Here is an 18,690-nt window from a genome sequence, read left to right on the forward strand (position 1 = left end):
CATGGGGCTAACCGAACGGTCGGTTAGGAGGTCCCTATGGTCCGTTGGGGAGTCGGGTTCCTGGCCCTTTTGGCCCTAGGCGCCTGGGCCCAGGAGGGGTTCCGCTGGCCCAGGCAGATCCTCTTCGCTTCCACAGAGGTGGGTACCGCCGGTTATTCCCTGCTGGTGGCCTGGTCGGCGGAGTTCACGGCGGCCACCGGGGTGCAGCTGCGCGTATCCCCCGGAGCCACCCCCACCCTCACCGGGTGGTTGCTGGACGGGCGGGTGGAGTTCGCCTCTGCCCCCTTGACCGTATTGGTGGAGGCCTTGGACGGGGAGGCGGGTTACCGCCCAGGGCCCTTGCGCGTGGTCTACCCCGCCATCCTGACGCCCTGGGGCCTCATGACCCGGGGGGATAGCCCCTACCGCCGCATCCAGGACATCGGGCCCGGGGTCAGGCTCGCCTGGCCCCCCTTCTCCTATTTCCACCGCATCCTGGACGGCCTCCTGGCCTGCCGCGGCCTCACCCGGGAACAGGCTCGGCTCGTACCCGTGGCCAACTACAGCGCCAACTCCCGGGTGATCGCCGAGGGGGGGGCCGATATCGCCTTCACCTCCCCTGTTTCCGACGTGAACCTCGAGGTGGAGGGCAACCCCCGGGGCATCCGCTGGCTTCCCGTACCCACAGCCCAGGAGGACCGCCTCTGCCTGCAGCGCTGGCAGCGGGCTTACCCCCTCCTGGCCCTGGTGCGCCCCGCGGATGTAGGGGCACAATCCGCCCGTGGGGTACGGATGTTTGTCATCCCCAGCGTGTACTATAGCCGGGCCGACGTGAGCGAGGATTTGGTCTACCACCTGGTGAAGTGGCTGGACGAGAACCACACCCTCTACCGGGACAAGCACGCCATGGCCCGTTTCCAGACCTTAGACAGTCTCCGTTTCCTGGTGGAGAGCATGGGCGTACCCCTTCACCCCGGAACCGTCCGGTATCTAAAGGAAAAAGGGCTTTGGACGGCGGAAATGGAGCGCAAACAGGGAGCAGCGGTCCGGCTCGTGGACCAGTACGCGACCCTGTACGAGCGGGCGGCCAGCCTGGCCAAGTCCCGGCGCATCCCCACCGACCCCGCCAACGAAGCCTGGCAGCGCTTCTGGCGGGAGTTCTTGGCGCAGAACAAGGTTCCCCGCTTCTCCGAAGCCTGGAGGCCTTGAGCCGGCCATGGAAGGCCGCTGGCGCCACCTCCCTCCCTGGGCCCAGGCCTGGGTAGCCCTCGCCTCCCTCCTGGGTCTAGGCCTGGTCCTCTACTACCTTTTGGGGAGCCCCCTCACGGGAAAGGCCCTTTTGGATTTCAGCTACTACTGGCTCCTGGTGGCCCTGTTCCTCCCCCTCACCTACCTCCTCTTCCCGGCGAGGGCTGGCGAGGAACGGCCCAGGGGGTATGACTACGCCCTGGGTCTGGGAACCCTGGGAACGGGGCTTTTCCTGGCTTGGCATGGCCCCAGCATGGTGGTCAGGCCCTGGACCAACCCAGAGGCCCCCTGGCAGATCGCCCTGGCCCTCTTCCTCCTGGTGGCGGTTCTGGAAGGGGCAAGGCGGGCGGGAGGCCTAGGCTTTGCCCTCGTAGCCCTCCTCCTGGCCGCCTATCCCCTCATAGCCCCTTCCCTGCCCGGCCTCTTCTGGGGCCCTCCCCTCCCTTGGACAGAGGTTTTGGGCTACGCCATCTACTCCACCCAGGGTCTACTCGGCCTGCCCATGCGCACGGTGGGGGAGCTCCTGGTGGGGTTCCTGATCCTAGCGGCCTTCCTGGTGGCCACGGGAGCGGGGGAGGTCTTCCTCAAGGTGGCCTCTGCCCTCTTCGGCTGGACCCGGGGCGGAGCGGCCAAGGTGAGCGTGGTGGCCAGCGCCTTTTTCGGTAGCCTAAGCGGCAGCATCCTCTCCAACGTGGCCGGCACGGGAAGCCTCACCATCCCCGCCATGATCCGCTCGGGGTTCGGCCGGACCTACGCCGCTGGGGTGGAGGCTTGCGCCTCCACGGGCGGGGTGCTCATGCCCCCGGTGATGGGGGCTGTGGCCTTCGTGATGGCCAGCCTGCTGGGCATCCCCTATGGCCAGGTGGTGGCCGCGGCGGTCATCCCTTCGGCCCTGTACTACCTTTCCCTTTTCGCCCACGTGGACCTTTACGCGGCCAAGCACGGTCTCAAGGGGCTCCATCGCACCGAACTCCCCCCTTTGGGACCGAGCCTTCGGGAAGGCCTTCCCTTCCTCCTGGTCCTGGCCCTTTTGGTCTTCGCCTTGCTCTACCTGCGCCTGGAGCGCCTGGCGCCTTTCTACGCCTTGGGGGTCCTCCTCCTCTTCCTTCTCCTGCAAGGAAAGCTCACCTGGGCCAGCCTCCACCGGGGCCTGGTGGCGGCGGGGGCCTTGATCGGACAGACCCTCGCCCTCATCCTCCCCGTGGGCCTGATCCTGGCGGGGCTTCTGGGCACGGGGGTAGCCCCAGCCCTGACGGGGGCCCTGGTCCAGATGGGGCAGGCCAACCTCTACCTGGTGCTCTTCCTGGGTGTGGCCATCGCCTTCCTCCTGGGGATGGCGGGGGTGATGGTGGCGGCCTACATCCTCCTGGCGGTCACCCTGGCCCCCGCCTTGGCGCGCCTGGGGGAGTTCGTTCCCCTGGCCGTCCACCTCTTCATCGCCTACTGGTCCATGCTTTCGGCCATCACCCCTCCCGTGGCGGTGGCCGCCTTCCTGGCCGCCCGGCTGGCCGGGGCTCCGCCCATGGCCGTGGCCTTGGAAGCGGTGAAGCTGGGGCTGGCCATCTACTTTCTCCCCTTCTTCTTCCTCTTTGAGCCGGCCCTTATCCTCCAAGGGGAGTGGAGCAGCATCCTCTACCACACGGCCTTGGCGGCCCTAGGCCTCCTCCTCCTGGTGGGGGGCCTCGAGGGCCAGCTGTGGGGCCTAGGCCCCCTCCCCCTTTGGGCGCGGGCCCTCTACGTGGTGGGAGGGATCCTCGTGGCCATTCCCGAGACCCTCTCCAGCCTGCTGGCCATCCCGGTCCTGCTGGGCAGCGGCTTGTGGCTTTGGGGACGGGGCAAGGGAAAGAGAACCCCTCCCAGGGGGTTTGAAGAGCGGAGGTGAGGCCATGAAGGCCAGGGAAAGCGCCCACCTGTGGCTCCGGGAGCGGGGAATCCGCTTCGTCTTCGGCAACCCGGGCTCCACCGAGCTCCCCTTCCTCCTGGGCCTGGAGGGAGCGGCCCGGTACATCCTGGGCCTCCACGAAGGGGTAGCCGTGGCCATGGCCGATGGCTACGCCCAGGCCAGCGGGGAGGTGGCCTTCCTCAATCTCCACGCGGCCCCCGGCCTGGGCAACGCCCTCGGGGCCCTGTACACGGCCCTCAAGAACCGCTCCCCCTTGGTGGTCACCGTGGGGGACCAGGACCGCCGGCACCGCTTCCGGGCCCCCCTGCTCTCCGGGCCTCTGGTGGAGATGGCCAAACCGGTGAGCAAGGCCGCCTGGGAGGTATCCCGGGCCGAGGACCTGCCCGAGGCCCTGGAGAGGGCCTTCCACCTGGCCCTGACCCCTCCCCGGGGCCCGGTGGTGGTGGCCGTGCCCATGGACGTGTGGGAGGAGGAGGCCCCCCCTCCCCCCCTCAAGGGCCCTCTCCCCCCGGACCCCCCCAGGGCCTCGAGGGGCTGGCCGAGGCCCTCTCCCAGGCGGAAAACCCCGCCTTGGTCCTGGGGGCCGGGGCCCACGCCCCTGCGGCCCGCAGGGCCTCCCTCCAGCTGGCCGAGCGCTTGGGCGCCCCCGTTTTCTCCGACCCCATAAGCCCCCGGCACGCCTTCCCCACAAACCACCCCCTCTACCGGGGGGTGCTTCCCCCCTTGGCGGCCTCCTTGCGGGAACGCCTGGCCCCCTTCGACCTGGTCCTGGTGGCCGGGGCCCCGTGCTTCCTCCTCTACCCCTATTCCCCCGGCCCCTCCTTTCCCCCTTCCACCCGGGTGGTCCTCCTCACCGAGGACCCCGAGGAGGCAGCCCGGGCCGAGGCCCAAGAGGTCTACCTGGGGGACGTGGCCCTGGGGCTGCGCTTCCTGGCGGAGGCCGTGCCCCCAGGGGGGCGCCCCTGGCCCGAGCCCCCTCCCTCCCCTCCCCCACCCCCACCCCGGGGCCCAGGAGGGCTCAACCCCCTTTACGCCGCAGCCCGCCTGGCCCAGGCCCTCCAGGACCGCTTCCTGGTGGACGAGGCCATCTCCCTAAGCCCTCCCCTCCGCCGGGCCCTGCCCGCCGAGGGGGCAAGGTACCTCCACGGGGCCAGCGGCGGCCTCGGCTTTGCCCCGGGGGCCGCGGTGGGGGCGGCCCTGGCGGGGGAAAAGGCGGCGGCGGTGGTGGGGGATGGGGCCTTCCTCTTCGCCCCCCAGGCCCTCCACGCCGCCCGGACCTACGGCCTGGACGTGGTCTTCGTGGTCCTCAACAACGGGGGTTACGGGATCCTCAAGGGCTTCGGGGAAGCCCTCTACCCTGGGGAGGCCTCGAGGCTCCCCGGCCTTTCCTTCCCAGGGGTGGACTTTCCCCTTCTGGCCCAGGCCTTTGGGGTGGGGGCGCGGAGGGTGGAAACGCCCGAGGCCCTGGAGGAGGCCCTGGAAAACCTCCCCCAGGGGCCCTTTCTCCTGGAGGTGGCCCTGGACCCCACGCCCTTAAGGGTGTTTTAGAGGCTTGACGGGGGCAGGGGCTCGGGATAAGGTGGACTTACCGACCGGTCGGTGAGCCATGGTCGTCCCCACCAAAGACCGCATCCTCGAGGAGGCCGCCAAGCTCTTCACCGAGAAGGGCTACGAGGCCACCAGCGTGCAGGACATCGCCCAGGCGGTGGGCCTGTCCAAGGCCGCCCTTTACCACCACTTCGCGGGCAAGGAGGAGGTCCTCTACGCCATCAGCCTGCAGGCCCTGGAGGGGCTGGTGCGGGAGGGGGAAAAGGCCCTAGCCCTCCCCGACCCCGCCCAGGCCCTCCTCCGCTTCATGGAGGGGCATGCCCGCTTCTTTGAGGAAAACTACCCCTTTTTCGTCACCATGCTCCAGGGCATCAAAAGCCTCTCCCCGGAGCGGCGGGCCCGGACCGTGGCCCTAAGGGACCGGCACGAGGCCAACCTGCGGGCCATCCTCCGCCGGGGGGTGGCGATGGGGGTCTTCCGTCCCCTGGACGTGGCCCTCACGGGCCGGGCCATCTTCTCCCTCCTCAACTGGATGATCCGCTGGTTCCGTCCCGGGGGGCCCCTGCGGGCGGAGGAGGTGGCCCGGGGGTACTTTGACCTGATCCTGAGGGGGATAAAGCATGGAGATCCCGGAGCATAAGGAGATCCGCACCCTGGCCCGGCGCTTCCTGGAGGAGGCGGGGCCGGAACTGAAGGCCTACGAGGAGAAGGAGGCCTTCCCCTGGCCCCTGGTGGAGCGGATGGGGGCCCTGGGCTTCCTCGGGGTCTTTGTGCCCGAGGAGCTTGGGGGGGCAGGGCTGGACTTCTTCGCTTACCTGGCCCTTTTGGAGGAGATGGGGGGGTACGCCTCCTTGCGCTCCATCCTTTCCGTGCAGCAGAGCCTGGTCCTCACCCCCCTCCTCGCCTACGGCACCGAGGCGCAGAAGCGCCGCTACGTCCCCCGGCTGGCCCGGGGAGAGGTCCTGGGGGCGTTTGGCCTCACGGAACCGGGGGCGGGCTCGGATGCGGCGAGCCTCTCCACCCGGGCCCACTGGGACGGGGAAGCGTACGTTCTGGAGGGGCAGAAGACCTTTATCTCCCATGGGAACGTGGCCCAGGTCTTCCTGATCTTCGCCAAGACCGACCCCGAGGCCGGGGCCAAGGGGATCACCAGCTTCCTGGTGGAGCGGGAAGACGGGGTGAAGACCGCCCCCCTCAAGGGAAAGCTGGGCCTCCGGGCCGCGGACACGGGGGTGGTCTTCCTGGACGGGGTGCGGGTGCCCAAGGAGCGGATCCTGGGGCGGGAAGGGGAAGGGTTCAGGATCGCCCTCGCCACCTTGGACACCGGGCGGATCTCCCTGGCCGCCGGGGCGGTGGGGCTGATGCAGAGGGCCTTGGACCTCTCCCTGGCCTACGTGCGGGAAAGGCGGCAGTTCGGCAAGCCCCTTGCCGGCTTCCAGCTCATCCAGGCCCACCTGGCCGAGATGAAGCTGGACCTGGAGGCATCCCGCCTCCTCACCTACCAGGCGGCCTGGAAGAAGGTCAGGGGGGAGCGGTACACCCTGGAGGCCAGCCTGGCCAAGCTCTACGCCTCCGAGGCCGCCAACCGGGTGGCCTACCGGGCCATCCAGGTCCACGGGGGCTACGGTTTCTTCGAGGAGTACGAGGTGGCCCGGCTCTACCGGGACGCCCGGATCCTCACCCTCTACGAGGGGACCAGCGAGGTGCAAAAGCTCCTCATCGGGGCACACCTCACGGGCATGCGGGCCTTTGCGTAGGAGGTGGTGTATGCGGTGGGTGCGGTTTTGGGTTTTAGGGTTTCTCCTCCTTGGCCTGGCCTGGGCCCAGGTGCGGGAGGGGGTGGACCTGGGGGCCCTTGGGGCCTTCAAGGCCCGCCTCGAGGCGGAGGTGGCCCAGGGGAGGCTTCCTGGGGCGGTGTTCCTGGTGGCCCGCAACGGCCAGGTGGTCTTCCACGAGGCCGTGGGCTATCTGGACCCCCAGGCCAGGACCCCCATGCCCCGGGAGGCCATCTTCCGCATCTACTCCATGACCAAACCCCTCACCTCGGTCCTGGCCCTAAGGCTGGTGGAGGAGGGAAGGCTTTTCCTCACCGACCCCATCGCCCTCTACCTGCCCGAGTTCCGGGAGGTCCGGGTGGGGGTGGAAAGGACGGGGCCCGAGGGGCGGCCCACCCTGGAGCTGGTGGCCGCCCAAAGGCCCATCACCGTCTACGACCTCCTGCGCCACACCTCGGGGATCACCTACGGCATCTTCTTCGACTCCCTGGTGAAGCAGGAGTACCGCCGGGTGGGAGCGGACGCCGTGGACCAAACAGCGGAGGAGTTTGTGCGCAAGCTGGCCCAGCTCCCCTTGCAGTTCCAGCCGGGGACGGTCTGGGAGTACAGCAACTCCACGGACCTCCTGGGCCACCTCCTGGAGCGCCTCACGGGCCGGAGCCTGGCGGAACTCATGGAGGAAAAGCTCTTCCGGCCCCTGGGCATGGCGGACGCGGGCTTCTCCGTTCCCGAGGCCAAGGCTTCCCGCATCGCCGAGCCCTTCCTCCAGGACCCCTTCACCCGCCAGCCCACCCCGCCTGCCCTGGAGGTGCGCCGCCCGCCCCGGCGCTTCTCGGGAGGGGCGGGGGCGGTGGCCACGGCCCTGGACTACTACCGCTTCCTCCAGGCCCTGCTGAACGGGGGGGAGCTGGGCGGCCAGAGGATCCTCTCCCGCAAGGGGGTGGAGCTCCTGACCCAGGACCACCTGGGCCCCCTCTACCTCCCCTCCCTAGGGCGGGGAGCGGCCTACCTCCCGGGGCCGGGGTACGGCTTCGGCCTGGGGGTGGCGGTGCGGCTGGCGGACGGGGGTAGCCCCCTTCCGGGGAGCGCGGGGGACTACAACTGGGGCGGTCTCTTCGGCACCTCCTTCTTCGTGGACCCCAAGGAGCGGCTCATCGGCATCTGGATGATGCAAAACCCAGGGGGGCGGGCCTACTACGCCCAGCTTTTCCGGCATGCGGTCTACGCTAGCCTGCGCTGATGGGAAGGCTTGAGGGCAAGGTCATCCTGGTCACGGGAGCGGCCCACGGCATCGGCCGGGCCGCCCTGGAGCGGTTTGCGGCGGAAGGGGCCCACCTGGTGGCCGTGGACCGGGAGGAGGAGGCCCTTTTGGAGGCGGTAGCGGCCCTCGAGGCCGAGGCCCTGGCCGTGCCCGCGGACCTGGCCGACCCCCAGGGGGTGGAGGGGGCCTTCGCCGAGGCCCTGGAGGAGTTTGGCCGCCTGGACGGGGTGGCCCACTTCGCCGGGGTGGCCCACGCCGCCCTCTCCTGGAAGCTCTCCCTGGCGGACTGGGAGCGGGTCCTAGGGGTCAACCTCACGGGAAGCTTCCTGGTGGCGAGGAAGGCCGGGGAGGTCATGCAGGGGGGAAGCCTGGTGCTCACGGGCTCCGTGGCCGCCCTGGGGGCCTTGGGCCTCGCCCACTACGCCGCCAGCAAGGCCGCCCTTTTGGGCCTGGTCCGCACCCTGGCCCTGGAGCTGGCCCCCAAGGGGATCCGGGTCAACCTCCTGGTGCCGGGCCTCATCGAGACCCGGATGACCGCGGGGCTTCCCGAGTGGTCCCGGGCGCAGGAGGTGGAGGCCTCCCCCCTGAAGCGCCCAGGGCGGCCAGAGGAGGTGGCCCAGGCCGCCCTCTTCCTCCTCTCGGAGGAAAGCGGCTTCATCACCGGCCAGGCCCTCTTCGTGGACGGGGGGCGGTCGGTCCTGGGCCCCCCCGGCCTTCCCCCAGGGTTCGGCCCCAAGGAGGTGGGATGATGCCCATGTACTTTGAGGACTTTGAGGTAGGCCAGCGGTTCACCACGGCGGGCAGGACGGTCACCGAGGCGGATGTGGTCAACTTCGCCGGGGTTTCCGGGGACTACAACCCCATCCACACCGACGCCGAGTTCGCCAAGGATACCCCCTTCGGCCAGCGCATCGCCCACGGGCTCCTGGCCCTGGCCATGCTCACGGGCCTGCGCCAGCGCACGGGGGTCACGGACGGCACCCTCATCGCCTGGCTGGAGATCCGCAACTACCGCTTCCTCAAGCCCGTCCTCATCGGGGACACCATCCGCGGGGAGACGGAGATCGTGGAGAAGCGGGAGACCAGCAAGCCCGACCGGGGGATCCTGGTCCAGCGGGTGCGGGTCCTGAACCAGCGGGGCGAGGTGGTTCAGGAAGGAGAGTTCGTGACCATGGTCCGGAGGCGGCCTTGAGCCCCTTCGCCCGCTGGTTCCAGGCCGAGGTGGGGCGGCGGGAAGGGGGGGAGGCGGAGCTCCTCCTTGCCGTGCGGGAGGAGTTCCTGCAGGGCCAGGGCCTGGTCCACGGGGGGATCCTGGCCGCCCTTCTGGATAGCGCCCTGGGCCAGGCGGTGGAGAGCCTGGGGGTGAGGGTGGTCACGGCGGAGCTTTCCGTGAACTACCTAAGGCCGGTACGGGAAGGGGTCCTGCTGGCCCGGGGCCGGGTGCTCCATGCGGGCAGGAGGCTCTTCCACGCCGTGGGGGAGGTCTTCTCCGAAGGGGAGCGGGTGGCCTTCGCCAAGGGCACCTTCTACCGGGTGGGCTAGGGGTAAGCTGGCCCCAAAAGGAGGCGTAGATGTTCCCGAGCACCATGATGGACGAGGAGCTGAACCTCTGGGACTTCCTGGAGCGGGCGGCGGAGCTTTTCCCCAGGAAGGAGGTGGTCTCCCGCCTGCCCACGGGGGAGGTCCACCGTACGGACTACGCCGGGATCCACCGGAGGGCGCGGCGGCTCATGGGGGGGCTCAAGGCCCTGGGGGTGGGGGTGGGGGACCGGGTGGCCACCCTGGCCTTCAACGGCTTCCGCCACCTCGAGGCCTACTTCGCCGTCCCCGGGATGGGGGCGGTGCTCCACACCGCCAACCCCCGCCTGGCCCCCAAGGAGATCGCCTACATCCTGAACCACGCCGAGGACAAGGTCCTCCTCTTTGACCCCCACCTCCTCCCCCTGGTGGAGGCCCTGCGGCCCGAGCTCAAGACCGTGGCCCACTTCGTGGTCCTGGACAGGGAGGCCCCCGAGGGGTACCTGGCCTACGAGGCCCTGCTGGGGGAGGAGGTGGACCCCGTGCGGGTGCCGGAGCGGGCCGCCTGCGGCATGGCCTACACCACGGGCACCACCGGCCTCCCCAAGGGGGTGGTCTACAGCCACCGGGCCCTGGTCCTCCACAGCCTCTCGGCCAGCCTGGCCGACGGCACCGCCCTTTCGGAACGGGACGTGGTCCTCCCCGTGGTGCCCATGTTTCACGTGAACGCCTGGTGCCTGCCCTACGCCGCCACCCTGGTGGGGGCCAAGCAGGTCCTGCCGGGGCCCCGGCTGGACCCCGCCTCCCTGGTGGAGCTCTTTGACGGGGAGGGGGTCACCTTCACCGCGGGGGTGCCCACGGTCTGGCTGGCCCTGGCCGACCACCTGGAGGCCACGGGCCACCGCCTCAAAACCCTGAAGCGCCTGGTGGTGGGGGGAAGCGCCGCCCCCAAGAGCCTCATCGCCCGCCTGGAGCGGATGGGAATCGAGGTGCGCCAGGGTTACGGCCTCACGGAAACCTCCCCCGTGGTGGTGCAGAACTTCACCAAAAGCCACCTGGAGGGCCTTTCCGAAGAGGAGAAGCTTTCCCTCAAGGCCAAGACCGGCCTCCCCATCCCCCTGGTCCGCCTTCGGGTGGCCGACGAAGGGGGAAAGCCCGTGCCCAAGGACGGGAAGACCCTGGGGGAGGTCCAGCTCAGGGGCCCCTGGATCACCCGGGGGTACTACGGGAACGAGGCGGCAAGCCAGCAGGCCCTCACCCCGGACGGCTGGTTCCGCACCGGGGACGTGGCCGTCTGGGACGAGGAGGGGTACCTGGAGATCAAGGACCGCCTCAAGGACCTGATCAAGTCGGGGGGGGAGTGGATCTCCAGCGTGGACCTGGAGAACGCCCTCATGGGCCACCCGGGGGTGAAGGAGGCGGCGGTGGTGGCCATCCCCCACCCCAGGTGGCAGGAGCGCCCCCTGGCGGTGGTGGTGCCCCGGGGGGAGAGGCCCAAGGAGGAGGAACTCCGGGAACACCTCCTCCGGGCGGGCTTTGCCCGCTGGCAGCTTCCCGACGCCTTCGTCTTTGTGGAGGAGATCCCCAGGACCAGCGCGGGCAAGTTCCTGAAGCGGGCCCTGAGAGAGCGGTACAAGGACCTTTTTGGAGGTGGCTGATGTTCCTGGAAAGGTTTCGCTTGGACGGCAAGGCGGCCCTGGTCACCGGGGGGAGCCGGGGCCTGGGCCTCGAGGCCGCCCTGGCCCTGAAGGAGGCCGGGGCCCGGGTGGCGGTGATGGCCCGGCGGGCGGCCTTCTTTGAGGAGGCGCGGAAGCACCTGGGGGAGGAGGCCCTTTACCTGGAGGGGGACGTGCGGGACGAGGCCCGCCTCGAGGCCATCGTGGCCGAGGTGGAGGCCCGGCTTGGCCCCCTCACCGTCTTGGTCAACGCTGCCGGGATCAGCTGGGGCGCCCCCTCCCTGGAGATGCCGGTGGAGAAGGTGCGGGAGGTCCTGGAGGTGAACCTGGTGGGGGCCTTCCTCGCCAGCCGGGCCGCGGCCCGGCCCATGCGGGAAAGGGGGTACGGCAAGATCATCCACATCGCCTCCGTGGCCGGGCTCAAGGGGGAACCCCCGGAGGTGCTGGACGCGGTGGGCTACTCGGCCTCCAAGGGGGGGCTCATCGCCCTCACCCGGGACCTGGCGGTGAAGTGGGGGCGGTGGGGCATCCGGGTGAACGCCCTGGCTCCCGGGTTCTTCCCCACCCGGATGACGGAAAAGGTCCTGCCCAAGGCCGAGGCCTACCTCCGGGCCAGCCTGCCCCTGGGCCGCCCGGGGCAGCCGGGGGAGCTCGGGGGGGCGGTCCTCTTCCTGGCCAGCCCGGCCTCGGACTACGTCACCGGGGCCGTCCTGCCCGTGGACGGGGGGGCCACGGCCCTCTAGTGCAGGAGGGTCTTCCTCTGCCGCTCCTCGCCCTCACCGGACCTCAGGGGGGTGGCGAGCAGGGTCTTCCACGCTTTGTAGAATTTCCTGCATTCCTTATCCTCCAGGCACGCAAAGGCCACCCGTTGGCAGCCCTTTTGCCAGGCCTCCCCTTCGTCAAGGCCTATCCCCTCCCCCCACCCCTCCCCCGGCTGGTAGATCTCCAGGGTGTAATCGTCCCGCACGAAGTAGATGTAGTCCACCCACCTCCAGCCCGTGGTCAAGGCATACCCGAAGACGGGAGAGGGGGGCGCCATCCCCTTGCCAGGACCCCGGGAAAGCCTGTCCTTCAGGCCCAAGCCGATTAAAACCTGGGCCATGAAGCGTTCCGGGTCCCAAAAGCCCCGCTCCTCCCGGAAGAGGTCGGTCACCGCCAGCAGAAGGGGTACCACCTCCTCGGGATAACCGTCGGCCTCCTTGTAGATCTTGATCCCCTGGTTTCCCTGGGCCAGAATCAGGGCCCGCGTGGGCATCGTACCGCTACGCATCCGCTTCCCAGGATAAGCCCCTGGGGGCCTGGGCGAGGGGATTATGACCGCCGCGCCAGGGGTCTGGGGGGGCTAAAGGCCCAGGTAGGCCCGCTGGAACTGGGGATCCTCCAGGAAGCTTTGCGCGGGGCCGTGGCGCACCAGGCAGCCGTTGGAGAGGAGGTAGGCCCGGTCGGCCAGGGCCAGGGCCCGGGCCGCCTCCTGCTCCACCAGGAGGACCGTCACCCCCTCCCGGCGCACCCGGGCGATCTGCTCGAAGACCAGGGCCCGCACCTTGGGGGCCAGGCCCGTGGAGGGCTCGTCCACGGCCAGAAGCTTGGGGCGGGCCATGAGGGCCCGGCCGATGGCCAGCATCTGCTGCTCCCCCCCGGAGAGGTCCCCTGCCCGCTGCTTCCGCCTTTCCCGGAGGCGGGGGAAAAGCTCGTAGACGAAGGCCAGCTGCCGCCCCACCTCCCCCTTGGGGAGGAGGAGGCCCCCGGCCAGGAGGTTCTCCTCCACGGTGAGCTCGCGGAAGGGGCGGCGCCTTTCGGGACACAGGACCAGGCCCAAGCGGGCGATCTGGTGGGGCAAAAGGCCGTCGATGCGCCGTCCCTGAAAGCGCACCTCCCCCTCCAGCCGGATCTCCCCCGCCTTGGTCCCGCGGTGGAGGCGGGCCTCGAGGCGGACCAGCCCGGAGATGGCCCGGAGGAAGCTGGTCTTGCCGGCCCCGTTGGGCCCCACCAGGCAGACCAGCTCCCCTTCCCGGACCTCGAGGTCCACGCCAAAGAGGATCTGGGCCTTGCCGTAGAGGAGGGAAAGCCCCCTAACCTCCAGCATGGACCCCCTCCCCCAGGTAGGCCTCGATCACCTTGGGGTCCTGGGCCACCGCCCCGGGGGGGCCCTCGGCCAGGACCTCCCCGAAGTTCAGGACCACCACCCGGTCGGCGATCTTGAAGAGCTCGGAGAGCTTGTGCTCGATGATGACCATGGCGCACCCCTCGCTGTGGAGCCGGCCAAACCGCCCCCCCTTGCGCAGCCGGGAAAGGGACTTGGCCAGAAGCTCGGTCTCCGCCGGGGTCAGGCCGGCGAAGGGTTCGTCCAGGACCAGGAGCTCGGGCTCCGTGGCCAGGGCGCGGGCGATCTCCAGCCGCTTCAGCTCCCCTTGGGAGAGGACGGCGGCGGGCTCCTTGGCCTTGTCGGCAATGCCCACGAACTCCAGGGCGTCCAGGGCCCGCACCTCGGCCCGCTTCACCCAGTCCCCCATCCTTCCCCCCCGGGGCCCGTAGGCCGCCACCAGGACGTTGGCCATCACGGGCAGGCGCTTGAGGGGCCTGGGGTTTTGGAAGGTGGCGGCCAGGCCCAGGCGCACCCGCTCCCAGGTGGGGAGGGGGGTGATGTCCTTGCCCTTGAAGAAGACCCGCCCCTCGTCGGGCCGGTGGATGCCCAGGAGGAGCCGGAGGAGGGTGGTCTTCCCTGCCCCGTTGGGGCCGATGAGGCCCACGATCTCCCGCTCCCCCACCCGGAGGTCCACCCGGTAGAGGGCCTGGAGGCCCCCGAAGCGCTTGGAAAGCCCCCGGGCCTCAAGGAGCGCCACCCTGCACCTCCTCCCTCAGCTCCCGGCGGGAGACCTTGCCCACGTCCGTCTTGGGGAGCTCCCCGCGGAACTCGATCTCCCGGGGGAGCTTGTAAGGGGCCAGGCGCTCGCGGAGAAAGGCCATGAGGTCCTCCTCCGTCACCTTGCCCCGGGCCTCGGCCTCGAGGACCACGTAGGCCTTGGGGTAGGCCCCCACCTTGGGGTCGGGCACTCCCACCACCCCGGCCGCCTTGACCAGGGGGTGGGCCCGCAGGGCCTCCTCGATCTCCCGGGGGAAGACGGGCCGGCCCTTGTACTTGATCATGTCCTTGGCCCGGTCGTAGAAGTGGAAGTACCCCTCCTCGTCCATGCGCACCAGGTCCCCGGTGCGGAAGAAGCGGAGCCCCCCTCGGGCGAAGAAGCTCCGGGCGTTCTCCTCCTCCCGCCGCCAGTACCCCCGGGTGACGTTGGGCCCGGCCAGGGCCAATTCCCCCACCTCCCCCACGGGCACCGGCTCCAGGGTGTCCGGGTCCACCACCAGGGCCCGGATGCCCGGCAGGGGGATGCCGAAGGAGCCCCGCTTCACCCGGTCCCGGGGGTTGATGTGGCTCACGGAAGTGGTCTCGGTCATCCCGTACCCCTCGGCGATCTCCCGGCCCGTCCGGGTGCGGAAGGCCTCCGCCGTGGCCTCGTGCAGGGTGTCCGCCCCGCTCACCACCACCTCCAGCCGCCCCCAGTCCACCCAGTGGGCCTTGGGGTGGTCCCGCAGGACCTCGTACAGGGAGGGGACGCCGAAGAAGTGGGTGGCCCGGTAGCGGACCATGGCCTCCAGGATCCAGTCGGGGTCGGGGGTGGAGAAGACCACGAGCCGGGCCCCGGAGAGGAGGCCCCCCAGGAGGAGGACCACCTGGCCGTAGATGTGGTAGAAGGGCAGGAAGGCCAGGATGGTGCTCCGCCGGCTGAAGGGGTTGAGGCTCTGGATCATGCGGTGGGCGGCCAGGATGTTGCCGTGGGTGATCTCCACCCCCTTGGGCAGGCCCGTGGTCCCCCCGGTGTAGGGCAACGCGGCCAGGTCCTCCCCCTGCCTGGGCTCGGGGGCCGGAAGGGGCGGGGCGCGGAAGAGGTCGCGCCAGGGGTAGACCCCGGGGCCCTGGGGCAGGGGCAGGCTCCGCACCAGAAGCCTCTGCCAGGGGGGCAGGGCCTCCTTGAGGGGGACCACGATGGTGGCCTCCAGGGCCACCCCGGCCCGGGAGGCGTTTTCCCAAAGGGCGTCCTGGACCACCAGGAAGCGGGCCCCGGAGTCCTGCAGCTGGTGCCTAAGCTCGTGGGAGGTGTAGAGGGGGCTGACGGGCACCACCACCCCCCCCGCCCAGAGGATGCCCAGGTAGGCGAGGGCGAACTGGGGGCTGTTGGCCAGGTAAAGCCCCACCCGGTCCCCGGGGCTTAGGCCCAGGGCCTTAAGCCCGGAGGCGAAGCGCTGGATGCCCTCGAGGAGCTCCCCATAGCGGTAGGCCCGGCCGTAGTAGAAAAGGGCCACCTCCCCCCCGCGGGCGCGGAAGGCCTCCTCCACCCTCTGGCCCACGTGCCCCTCGGGCGGCTCCACCGCCTCCGGGGTCCCCGGGGGGTAGAAGCGGAGCCAGGGGCGCTCCCAGTACAGGGTTTCCGTCACCTTGCCACCTCCTTGGGCCTGCCCAGGTGGAGCTCCACCCCGCAGGCCCGGCACCGCTTGCGGGTGAAGGCGTTTCTGATCTTGCACCGGGGGCACTCCTCCTCCAGGCGGTCCAGCACCCCCCGCACCACCCCCTGGGGGAGGAAGCGCATGACCAGGAGGACCAGGAGGGCGAAGGCCAGGGTCCTGAGCTCCTCGGCCAGGCGCAGGACCTCCAGGAGGGGGAAGAGGAGGAAGGTGCCCGCCACGGGGCCGTAGATGGTGGCGATGCCGCCGAAGACCGTCCAGATCACGGGCTGGATGGAGTTGAAGAGGGAGAGGCTGTCGGGGCCCGCCACCCGCAGGTAGTGGGCGTGAAGCCCCCCCGCCAGCCCGGCGAAGAAGGCGCTCACGGCGAAGGCCAGGAGCTTGAGGCGCACGGTGTTCACCCCCACCATGCGCACCGCCATCTCGTCCTCGCGGATGGCGTGGAAGAGGAGGCCTACCCTGGAACCGGAAAGTTTCCATAGGACCAGGATGGAAGCGAGGAAGAGGAGGACAACCAGGTAGTACTCCTCCAGCCGGCTTCCCCCCAGCCGGGGCAGGCCGGAAAGCCCCAGCTCCCCCCCCGTGAAGCGGGGAAAGAGGAAGATGAGGCCCAGGGCGATGATGGGAAAGGCCAGGGTGACCAGGGAGAGGTAGGGCCCCCTCACCCTTAAGGAGGGAAGGCCCACCAGGACACCGGCCAGGGTGGCCAAGAGGGCCCCCAAGGGGATGGTGAGGCCCGGGGGCAGGCCCAGTTCCCGGCCCAGGATGGCGGAGGCGTAGCCGGAGATGCCGAAGAAGAAGGCGTGCCCCAGGCTGACCTGGCCCGTGTACCCCGAGAGGAGGTCCCAGCTTGCGGCGTAGAGGGCGAAGATGGCCGTGAGGGTCAGGACCCGGAGCCAGTAGGGGTCCTGGCTGAAGAGGGGGAAGAGGAGGAGGAAGAGGGCGAAGGCCAGGGCGAGGGTGCGCCCCGGCAAGGCCAGGACCTCGTGCCGCAGGTAGAGGAGGGCCCAGGGAAGGGACCAGAGGCGCAAGGGGCCGGTCATCGCTCCTCCGCAAAGGCCGCCCCGAAAAGCCCCTCGGGGCGGAGGACCAGGACCAGGACCAGGATCAGGAGGGCCACGGCGGTGCGCAGGAAGGCCCCCCCGGGGAGGAGGTTCACCACCAGGACCTCGGCGAAGGCCAGGATCACCGCCCCCAGGAGGGCTCCCGGGAGGCTCCCCAAGCCCCCCAGGACCACGGCCGCCAGGACCACCAGGAGGGGGGCGTTCCACATGTGGGGCTCCAGGGTGGCCATGGGGGCCACGGCCAGCCCGGCCAGGGCCGCCAGGAGGGCCCCCAGGCCCACGGCCCAGTACCCGGCCCGGGAGAGGCTGATCCCCAGAAGCTCCGCCGCCTCCTGGTCCTGGGCGGCGGCCCGGATGCCGAGCCCCAGGCGGGTGCCCTTGAGGAGGGCCCAGGCCAGGAGGAGGACCAGGCCGGCGAAGAAGAGGGCCAGGAGGGCCTGCTGGGCCACCCGCACCCCCAGGACCTCGAGGAAGCCCGGCAAGAGGGCGGGCACCGAGCGGAAGTGGCCGCCGAAGAGGAGGAGGATCCCCTCCTGCAGGAGGAGGGCCAGGACGATGGTGACGATGAGGACGGTGGCCTCGTACTCCTTCAGGGGCTCCAGGAGGAGCCAGTAGGCCAGGAGGGCCAGTCCCAGGACCAAGAGGGCCGAGAGCAAGGCCGCAGGGGCAAAGCCAAGAAGCCCCAGGAAGAAGAAGAGGGCGTAGGCCGCGGCCATGTAGAAGGCGGTGTGGGCCAGGTTCAGGATGCGGGCCACCCCGTAGGTGAGGGCGAAGCCCAGGGCCAGCATCCCGTAGATGCCGCTCAGGACCAGGCCGTTGACCAGGATGGCGGCCAGCATCTACCGCCTCCAGGCCTCCACCACCCAGGGGGGAAGCTGGTAGGGCCGCACCCCCGCGTAGCTCACCACCTGGTTCCCCACCCGCCACTGCCGGGGCCAGAAGGCCTGCATCCGCCCCTCGATCCACTGCACCCCCAGGCCGGTGGTGTAGCCCGGGCCCCAGGTGACGTCGTGGGTGCGGTCAAAGACCAGGCGGCCGGAGGGGCCCACGTAGTCCGTGGCCTCGAGGGCCCGCACCACCGCGTCCGCCGCCGTGGTCCCCGCCCGCTGCAGGGCGTCGGCCAGGATGTAGAGGGCCGCGTAGGCCCCGCTGGCGGTGTAGATGGGGAACTGGCGGAAGCGGGCCTGGAAGTTGGCGATGAAGGGGATGGTCTTGGGGGTGATGGCCACGCTGGGGGCCAGGGTGTTGAGGGTGGCCACGTAGGCCCCCAGGTTGTCCGTGGCCTTGAGCCAGGTTTCCTGCTGGGCCTCCACGTTGATGCCCACGGGGGCAGCGGGGATCTTCAGGCGGCCCCAGTCCCGCCCGAAGGGCACCCCCACCGGCCCCGAGAGGACGGTGAAGATCACCTGGGCCCCCGCCCGCTGGATGGCGGTGAGCTCGGGGGTCACGTCCGTGGCCGTGGCCGAGGGGCGCCAGGTGCCCACCACCTCGCTGGCGTAGCCCTGGGGGGCAGGGGCGGCGATGAGGCGGCTGGCCGTCTCCACCAGGGGGTCGGCCCAGGCGGCCCGCTCGGCTAGGATGGCCACCTTGGGCCGCTCCACCCGCAGGTCCCGGCGCACGGCCTGGATCACCTCCCCCAGGAGGAGGAGGGAGGTGCGGGCCAGGTCGCTGGACTTGGTGGGGCTTACCCGGAAGAGGTACTTGAAGCGGTCGTAGTTCCGGTCCACCCGGCCGGCCAGGATCCCGTCCAGGGCCGCGCCGGTGATGAGGTAGACCTTGCGGTAGTCCGCGGCCACCTCGGTCATGGCCAGCACCGCCTCGCTGCGGAACCCGCCCACGAGGAAGTCCACCCGCTGGGCGGTGATGGCCCGCTCCACCGCGGTGGCCGCGTCGGTGACGCTGGTCATCTCGTTGGTGTCCACCCGCACCAGCTCGATGCGGTAGCGCTGGTTGCCCACCGCAATGCCTCCGGCACGGTTCAGCTCCTCGGCCGCCAGGGTGGCCCCGTGCCAGGTGTGCTCCCCCTGCACGAAGGCCATGGGACCCAGGATGCCGATGCGCAGGGTCTGGGCCGCCGCGGGGCCAGCCAGGGCGAGGGCCAGGGCCAAAAGGGCCAACCACCTATGGTGCGCCATCTCCGCCACCTCCCCTTCGGGTGCGTTTACCGGACGGTCGGTTAGGTTCAAGGTAACCCCCGGGC

At 70.4% G+C, this 18,690-nt stretch carries 19 protein-coding genes; 12 read left to right on the forward strand and 7 right to left on the reverse strand.

The genetic code is table 11. The features are described 5' to 3' along the window. Positions 1 to 36: 36 nt before the first annotated feature. From TCCBUS3UF1_RS00445 to TCCBUS3UF1_RS00495, 12 genes are read left to right on the forward strand one after another with little or no spacing between them, the layout of a single operon-like run. The gene (locus TCCBUS3UF1_RS00445) at positions 37 to 1,188 is read left to right on the forward strand and encodes a TAXI family TRAP transporter solute-binding subunit (RefSeq protein ID WP_014514511.1); all 1,152 of its coding nucleotides are present in this window, start codon (positions 37 to 39) and stop codon (positions 1,186 to 1,188) included. A gap of 7 nt (positions 1,189 to 1,195) precedes the next feature. After that, complete coding sequence (locus TCCBUS3UF1_RS00450) at positions 1,196 to 3,109, forward strand: TRAP transporter fused permease subunit (RefSeq protein ID WP_014514512.1); 1,914 nt, start codon at positions 1,196 to 1,198, stop codon at positions 3,107 to 3,109. Between the two features lie 4 nt (positions 3,110 to 3,113). Next, positions 3,114 to 3,797, forward strand: a complete 684-nt coding sequence (locus tag TCCBUS3UF1_RS11930; protein ID WP_014514513.1) for a thiamine pyrophosphate-binding protein — start codon at positions 3,114 to 3,116, stop codon at positions 3,795 to 3,797. Next, positions 3,701 to 4,678 carry a thiamine pyrophosphate-dependent enzyme gene (locus TCCBUS3UF1_RS11455; protein ID WP_050802011.1) on the forward strand — a complete coding sequence of 326 codons (978 nt, stop codon included), beginning with the start codon at positions 3,701 to 3,703 and terminating at the stop codon, positions 4,676 to 4,678. The genes TCCBUS3UF1_RS11930 and TCCBUS3UF1_RS11455 overlap by 97 nt, the downstream gene beginning before the upstream one ends. 58 nt (positions 4,679 to 4,736) lie before the next feature. Continuing rightward, the gene (locus TCCBUS3UF1_RS00460) at positions 4,737 to 5,318 is read left to right on the forward strand and encodes a TetR/AcrR family transcriptional regulator (RefSeq protein WP_014514515.1); all 582 of its coding nucleotides are present in this window, start codon (positions 4,737 to 4,739) and stop codon (positions 5,316 to 5,318) included. Then, positions 5,299 to 6,435, forward strand: a complete 1,137-nt coding sequence (locus tag TCCBUS3UF1_RS00465) for an acyl-CoA dehydrogenase family protein (protein WP_014514516.1) — start codon at positions 5,299 to 5,301, stop codon at positions 6,433 to 6,435. Before TCCBUS3UF1_RS00460 ends, TCCBUS3UF1_RS00465 begins: the two co-directional genes overlap by 20 nt. 10 nt (positions 6,436 to 6,445) lie before the next feature. After that, on the forward strand, positions 6,446 to 7,693 hold the full coding sequence (locus TCCBUS3UF1_RS00470; RefSeq protein WP_014514517.1) for a serine hydrolase: 1,248 nt from the start codon (positions 6,446 to 6,448) through the stop codon (positions 7,691 to 7,693). Then, positions 7,693 to 8,463 (forward strand): SDR family NAD(P)-dependent oxidoreductase, encoded by a 771-nt coding sequence (locus tag TCCBUS3UF1_RS00475; RefSeq protein WP_014514518.1) that lies wholly within the window; start codon positions 7,693 to 7,695, stop codon positions 8,461 to 8,463. The genes TCCBUS3UF1_RS00470 and TCCBUS3UF1_RS00475 overlap by 1 nt, the downstream gene beginning before the upstream one ends. Further along, complete coding sequence (locus tag TCCBUS3UF1_RS00480) at positions 8,463 to 8,906, forward strand: MaoC/PaaZ C-terminal domain-containing protein (protein WP_041433609.1); 444 nt, start codon at positions 8,463 to 8,465, stop codon at positions 8,904 to 8,906. The genes TCCBUS3UF1_RS00475 and TCCBUS3UF1_RS00480 overlap by 1 nt, the downstream gene beginning before the upstream one ends. Next, a complete protein-coding gene (locus tag TCCBUS3UF1_RS00485) occupies positions 8,903 to 9,256 on the forward strand; it encodes a PaaI family thioesterase (RefSeq protein WP_014514520.1) in 354 nt (117 codons plus the stop codon). Before TCCBUS3UF1_RS00480 ends, TCCBUS3UF1_RS00485 begins: the two co-directional genes overlap by 4 nt. 29 nt (positions 9,257 to 9,285) lie before the next feature. Further along, positions 9,286 to 10,890, forward strand: a complete 1,605-nt coding sequence (locus tag TCCBUS3UF1_RS00490; protein WP_014514521.1) for a long-chain fatty acid--CoA ligase — start codon at positions 9,286 to 9,288, stop codon at positions 10,888 to 10,890. Continuing rightward, positions 10,890 to 11,651 carry an SDR family oxidoreductase gene (locus TCCBUS3UF1_RS00495; RefSeq protein ID WP_014514522.1) on the forward strand — a complete coding sequence of 254 codons (762 nt, stop codon included), beginning with the start codon at positions 10,890 to 10,892 and terminating at the stop codon, positions 11,649 to 11,651. The genes TCCBUS3UF1_RS00490 and TCCBUS3UF1_RS00495 overlap by 1 nt, the downstream gene beginning before the upstream one ends. Here the strand turns inward: TCCBUS3UF1_RS00495 and TCCBUS3UF1_RS00500 are convergent. The 7 genes from TCCBUS3UF1_RS00500 to TCCBUS3UF1_RS00530 all read right to left on the reverse strand — a co-directional run bounded on the left by TCCBUS3UF1_RS00500 (position 11,648) and on the right by TCCBUS3UF1_RS00530 (position 18,625). Beyond that, a complete protein-coding gene (locus tag TCCBUS3UF1_RS00500; RefSeq protein WP_155983230.1) occupies positions 11,648 to 12,178 on the reverse strand; it encodes a hypothetical protein in 531 nt (176 codons plus the stop codon). The two genes, TCCBUS3UF1_RS00495 and TCCBUS3UF1_RS00500, sit on opposite strands and share 4 nt — an antisense overlap. A 72-nt stretch (positions 12,179 to 12,250) precedes the next feature. Beyond that, the gene (locus tag TCCBUS3UF1_RS00505) at positions 12,251 to 12,994 is read right to left on the reverse strand and encodes an ABC transporter ATP-binding protein (protein ID WP_014514524.1); all 744 of its coding nucleotides are present in this window, start codon (positions 12,992 to 12,994) and stop codon (positions 12,251 to 12,253) included. Then, positions 12,981 to 13,751: an ABC transporter ATP-binding protein gene (locus TCCBUS3UF1_RS00510; RefSeq protein WP_014514525.1), complete on the reverse strand. Its 771-nt coding sequence runs from the start codon at positions 13,749 to 13,751 to the stop codon at positions 12,981 to 12,983. Before TCCBUS3UF1_RS00510 ends, TCCBUS3UF1_RS00505 begins: the two co-directional genes overlap by 14 nt. Further along, complete coding sequence (locus tag TCCBUS3UF1_RS00515; RefSeq protein WP_014514526.1) at positions 13,738 to 15,399, reverse strand: AMP-binding protein; 1,662 nt, start codon at positions 15,397 to 15,399, stop codon at positions 13,738 to 13,740. The genes TCCBUS3UF1_RS00510 and TCCBUS3UF1_RS00515 overlap by 14 nt, the downstream gene beginning before the upstream one ends. Continuing rightward, positions 15,396 to 16,469, reverse strand: coding sequence for a branched-chain amino acid ABC transporter permease (locus TCCBUS3UF1_RS00520; protein ID WP_014514527.1), 1,074 nt, complete (start codon positions 16,467 to 16,469; stop codon positions 15,396 to 15,398). Before TCCBUS3UF1_RS00520 ends, TCCBUS3UF1_RS00515 begins: the two co-directional genes overlap by 4 nt. After that, positions 16,466 to 17,329 (reverse strand): ABC transporter permease, encoded by an 864-nt coding sequence (locus tag TCCBUS3UF1_RS00525; RefSeq protein ID WP_014514528.1) that lies wholly within the window; start codon positions 17,327 to 17,329, stop codon positions 16,466 to 16,468. The genes TCCBUS3UF1_RS00520 and TCCBUS3UF1_RS00525 overlap by 4 nt, the downstream gene beginning before the upstream one ends. Next, complete coding sequence (locus TCCBUS3UF1_RS00530; protein WP_041433913.1) at positions 17,330 to 18,625, reverse strand: ABC transporter substrate-binding protein; 1,296 nt, start codon at positions 18,623 to 18,625, stop codon at positions 17,330 to 17,332. Between the last annotated feature and the right edge of the window lie 65 nt (positions 18,626 to 18,690).

The organism is Thermus sp. CCB_US3_UF1, from assembly GCF_000236585.1.
GTDB lineage: Bacteria > Deinococcota > Deinococci > Deinococcales > Thermaceae > Thermus.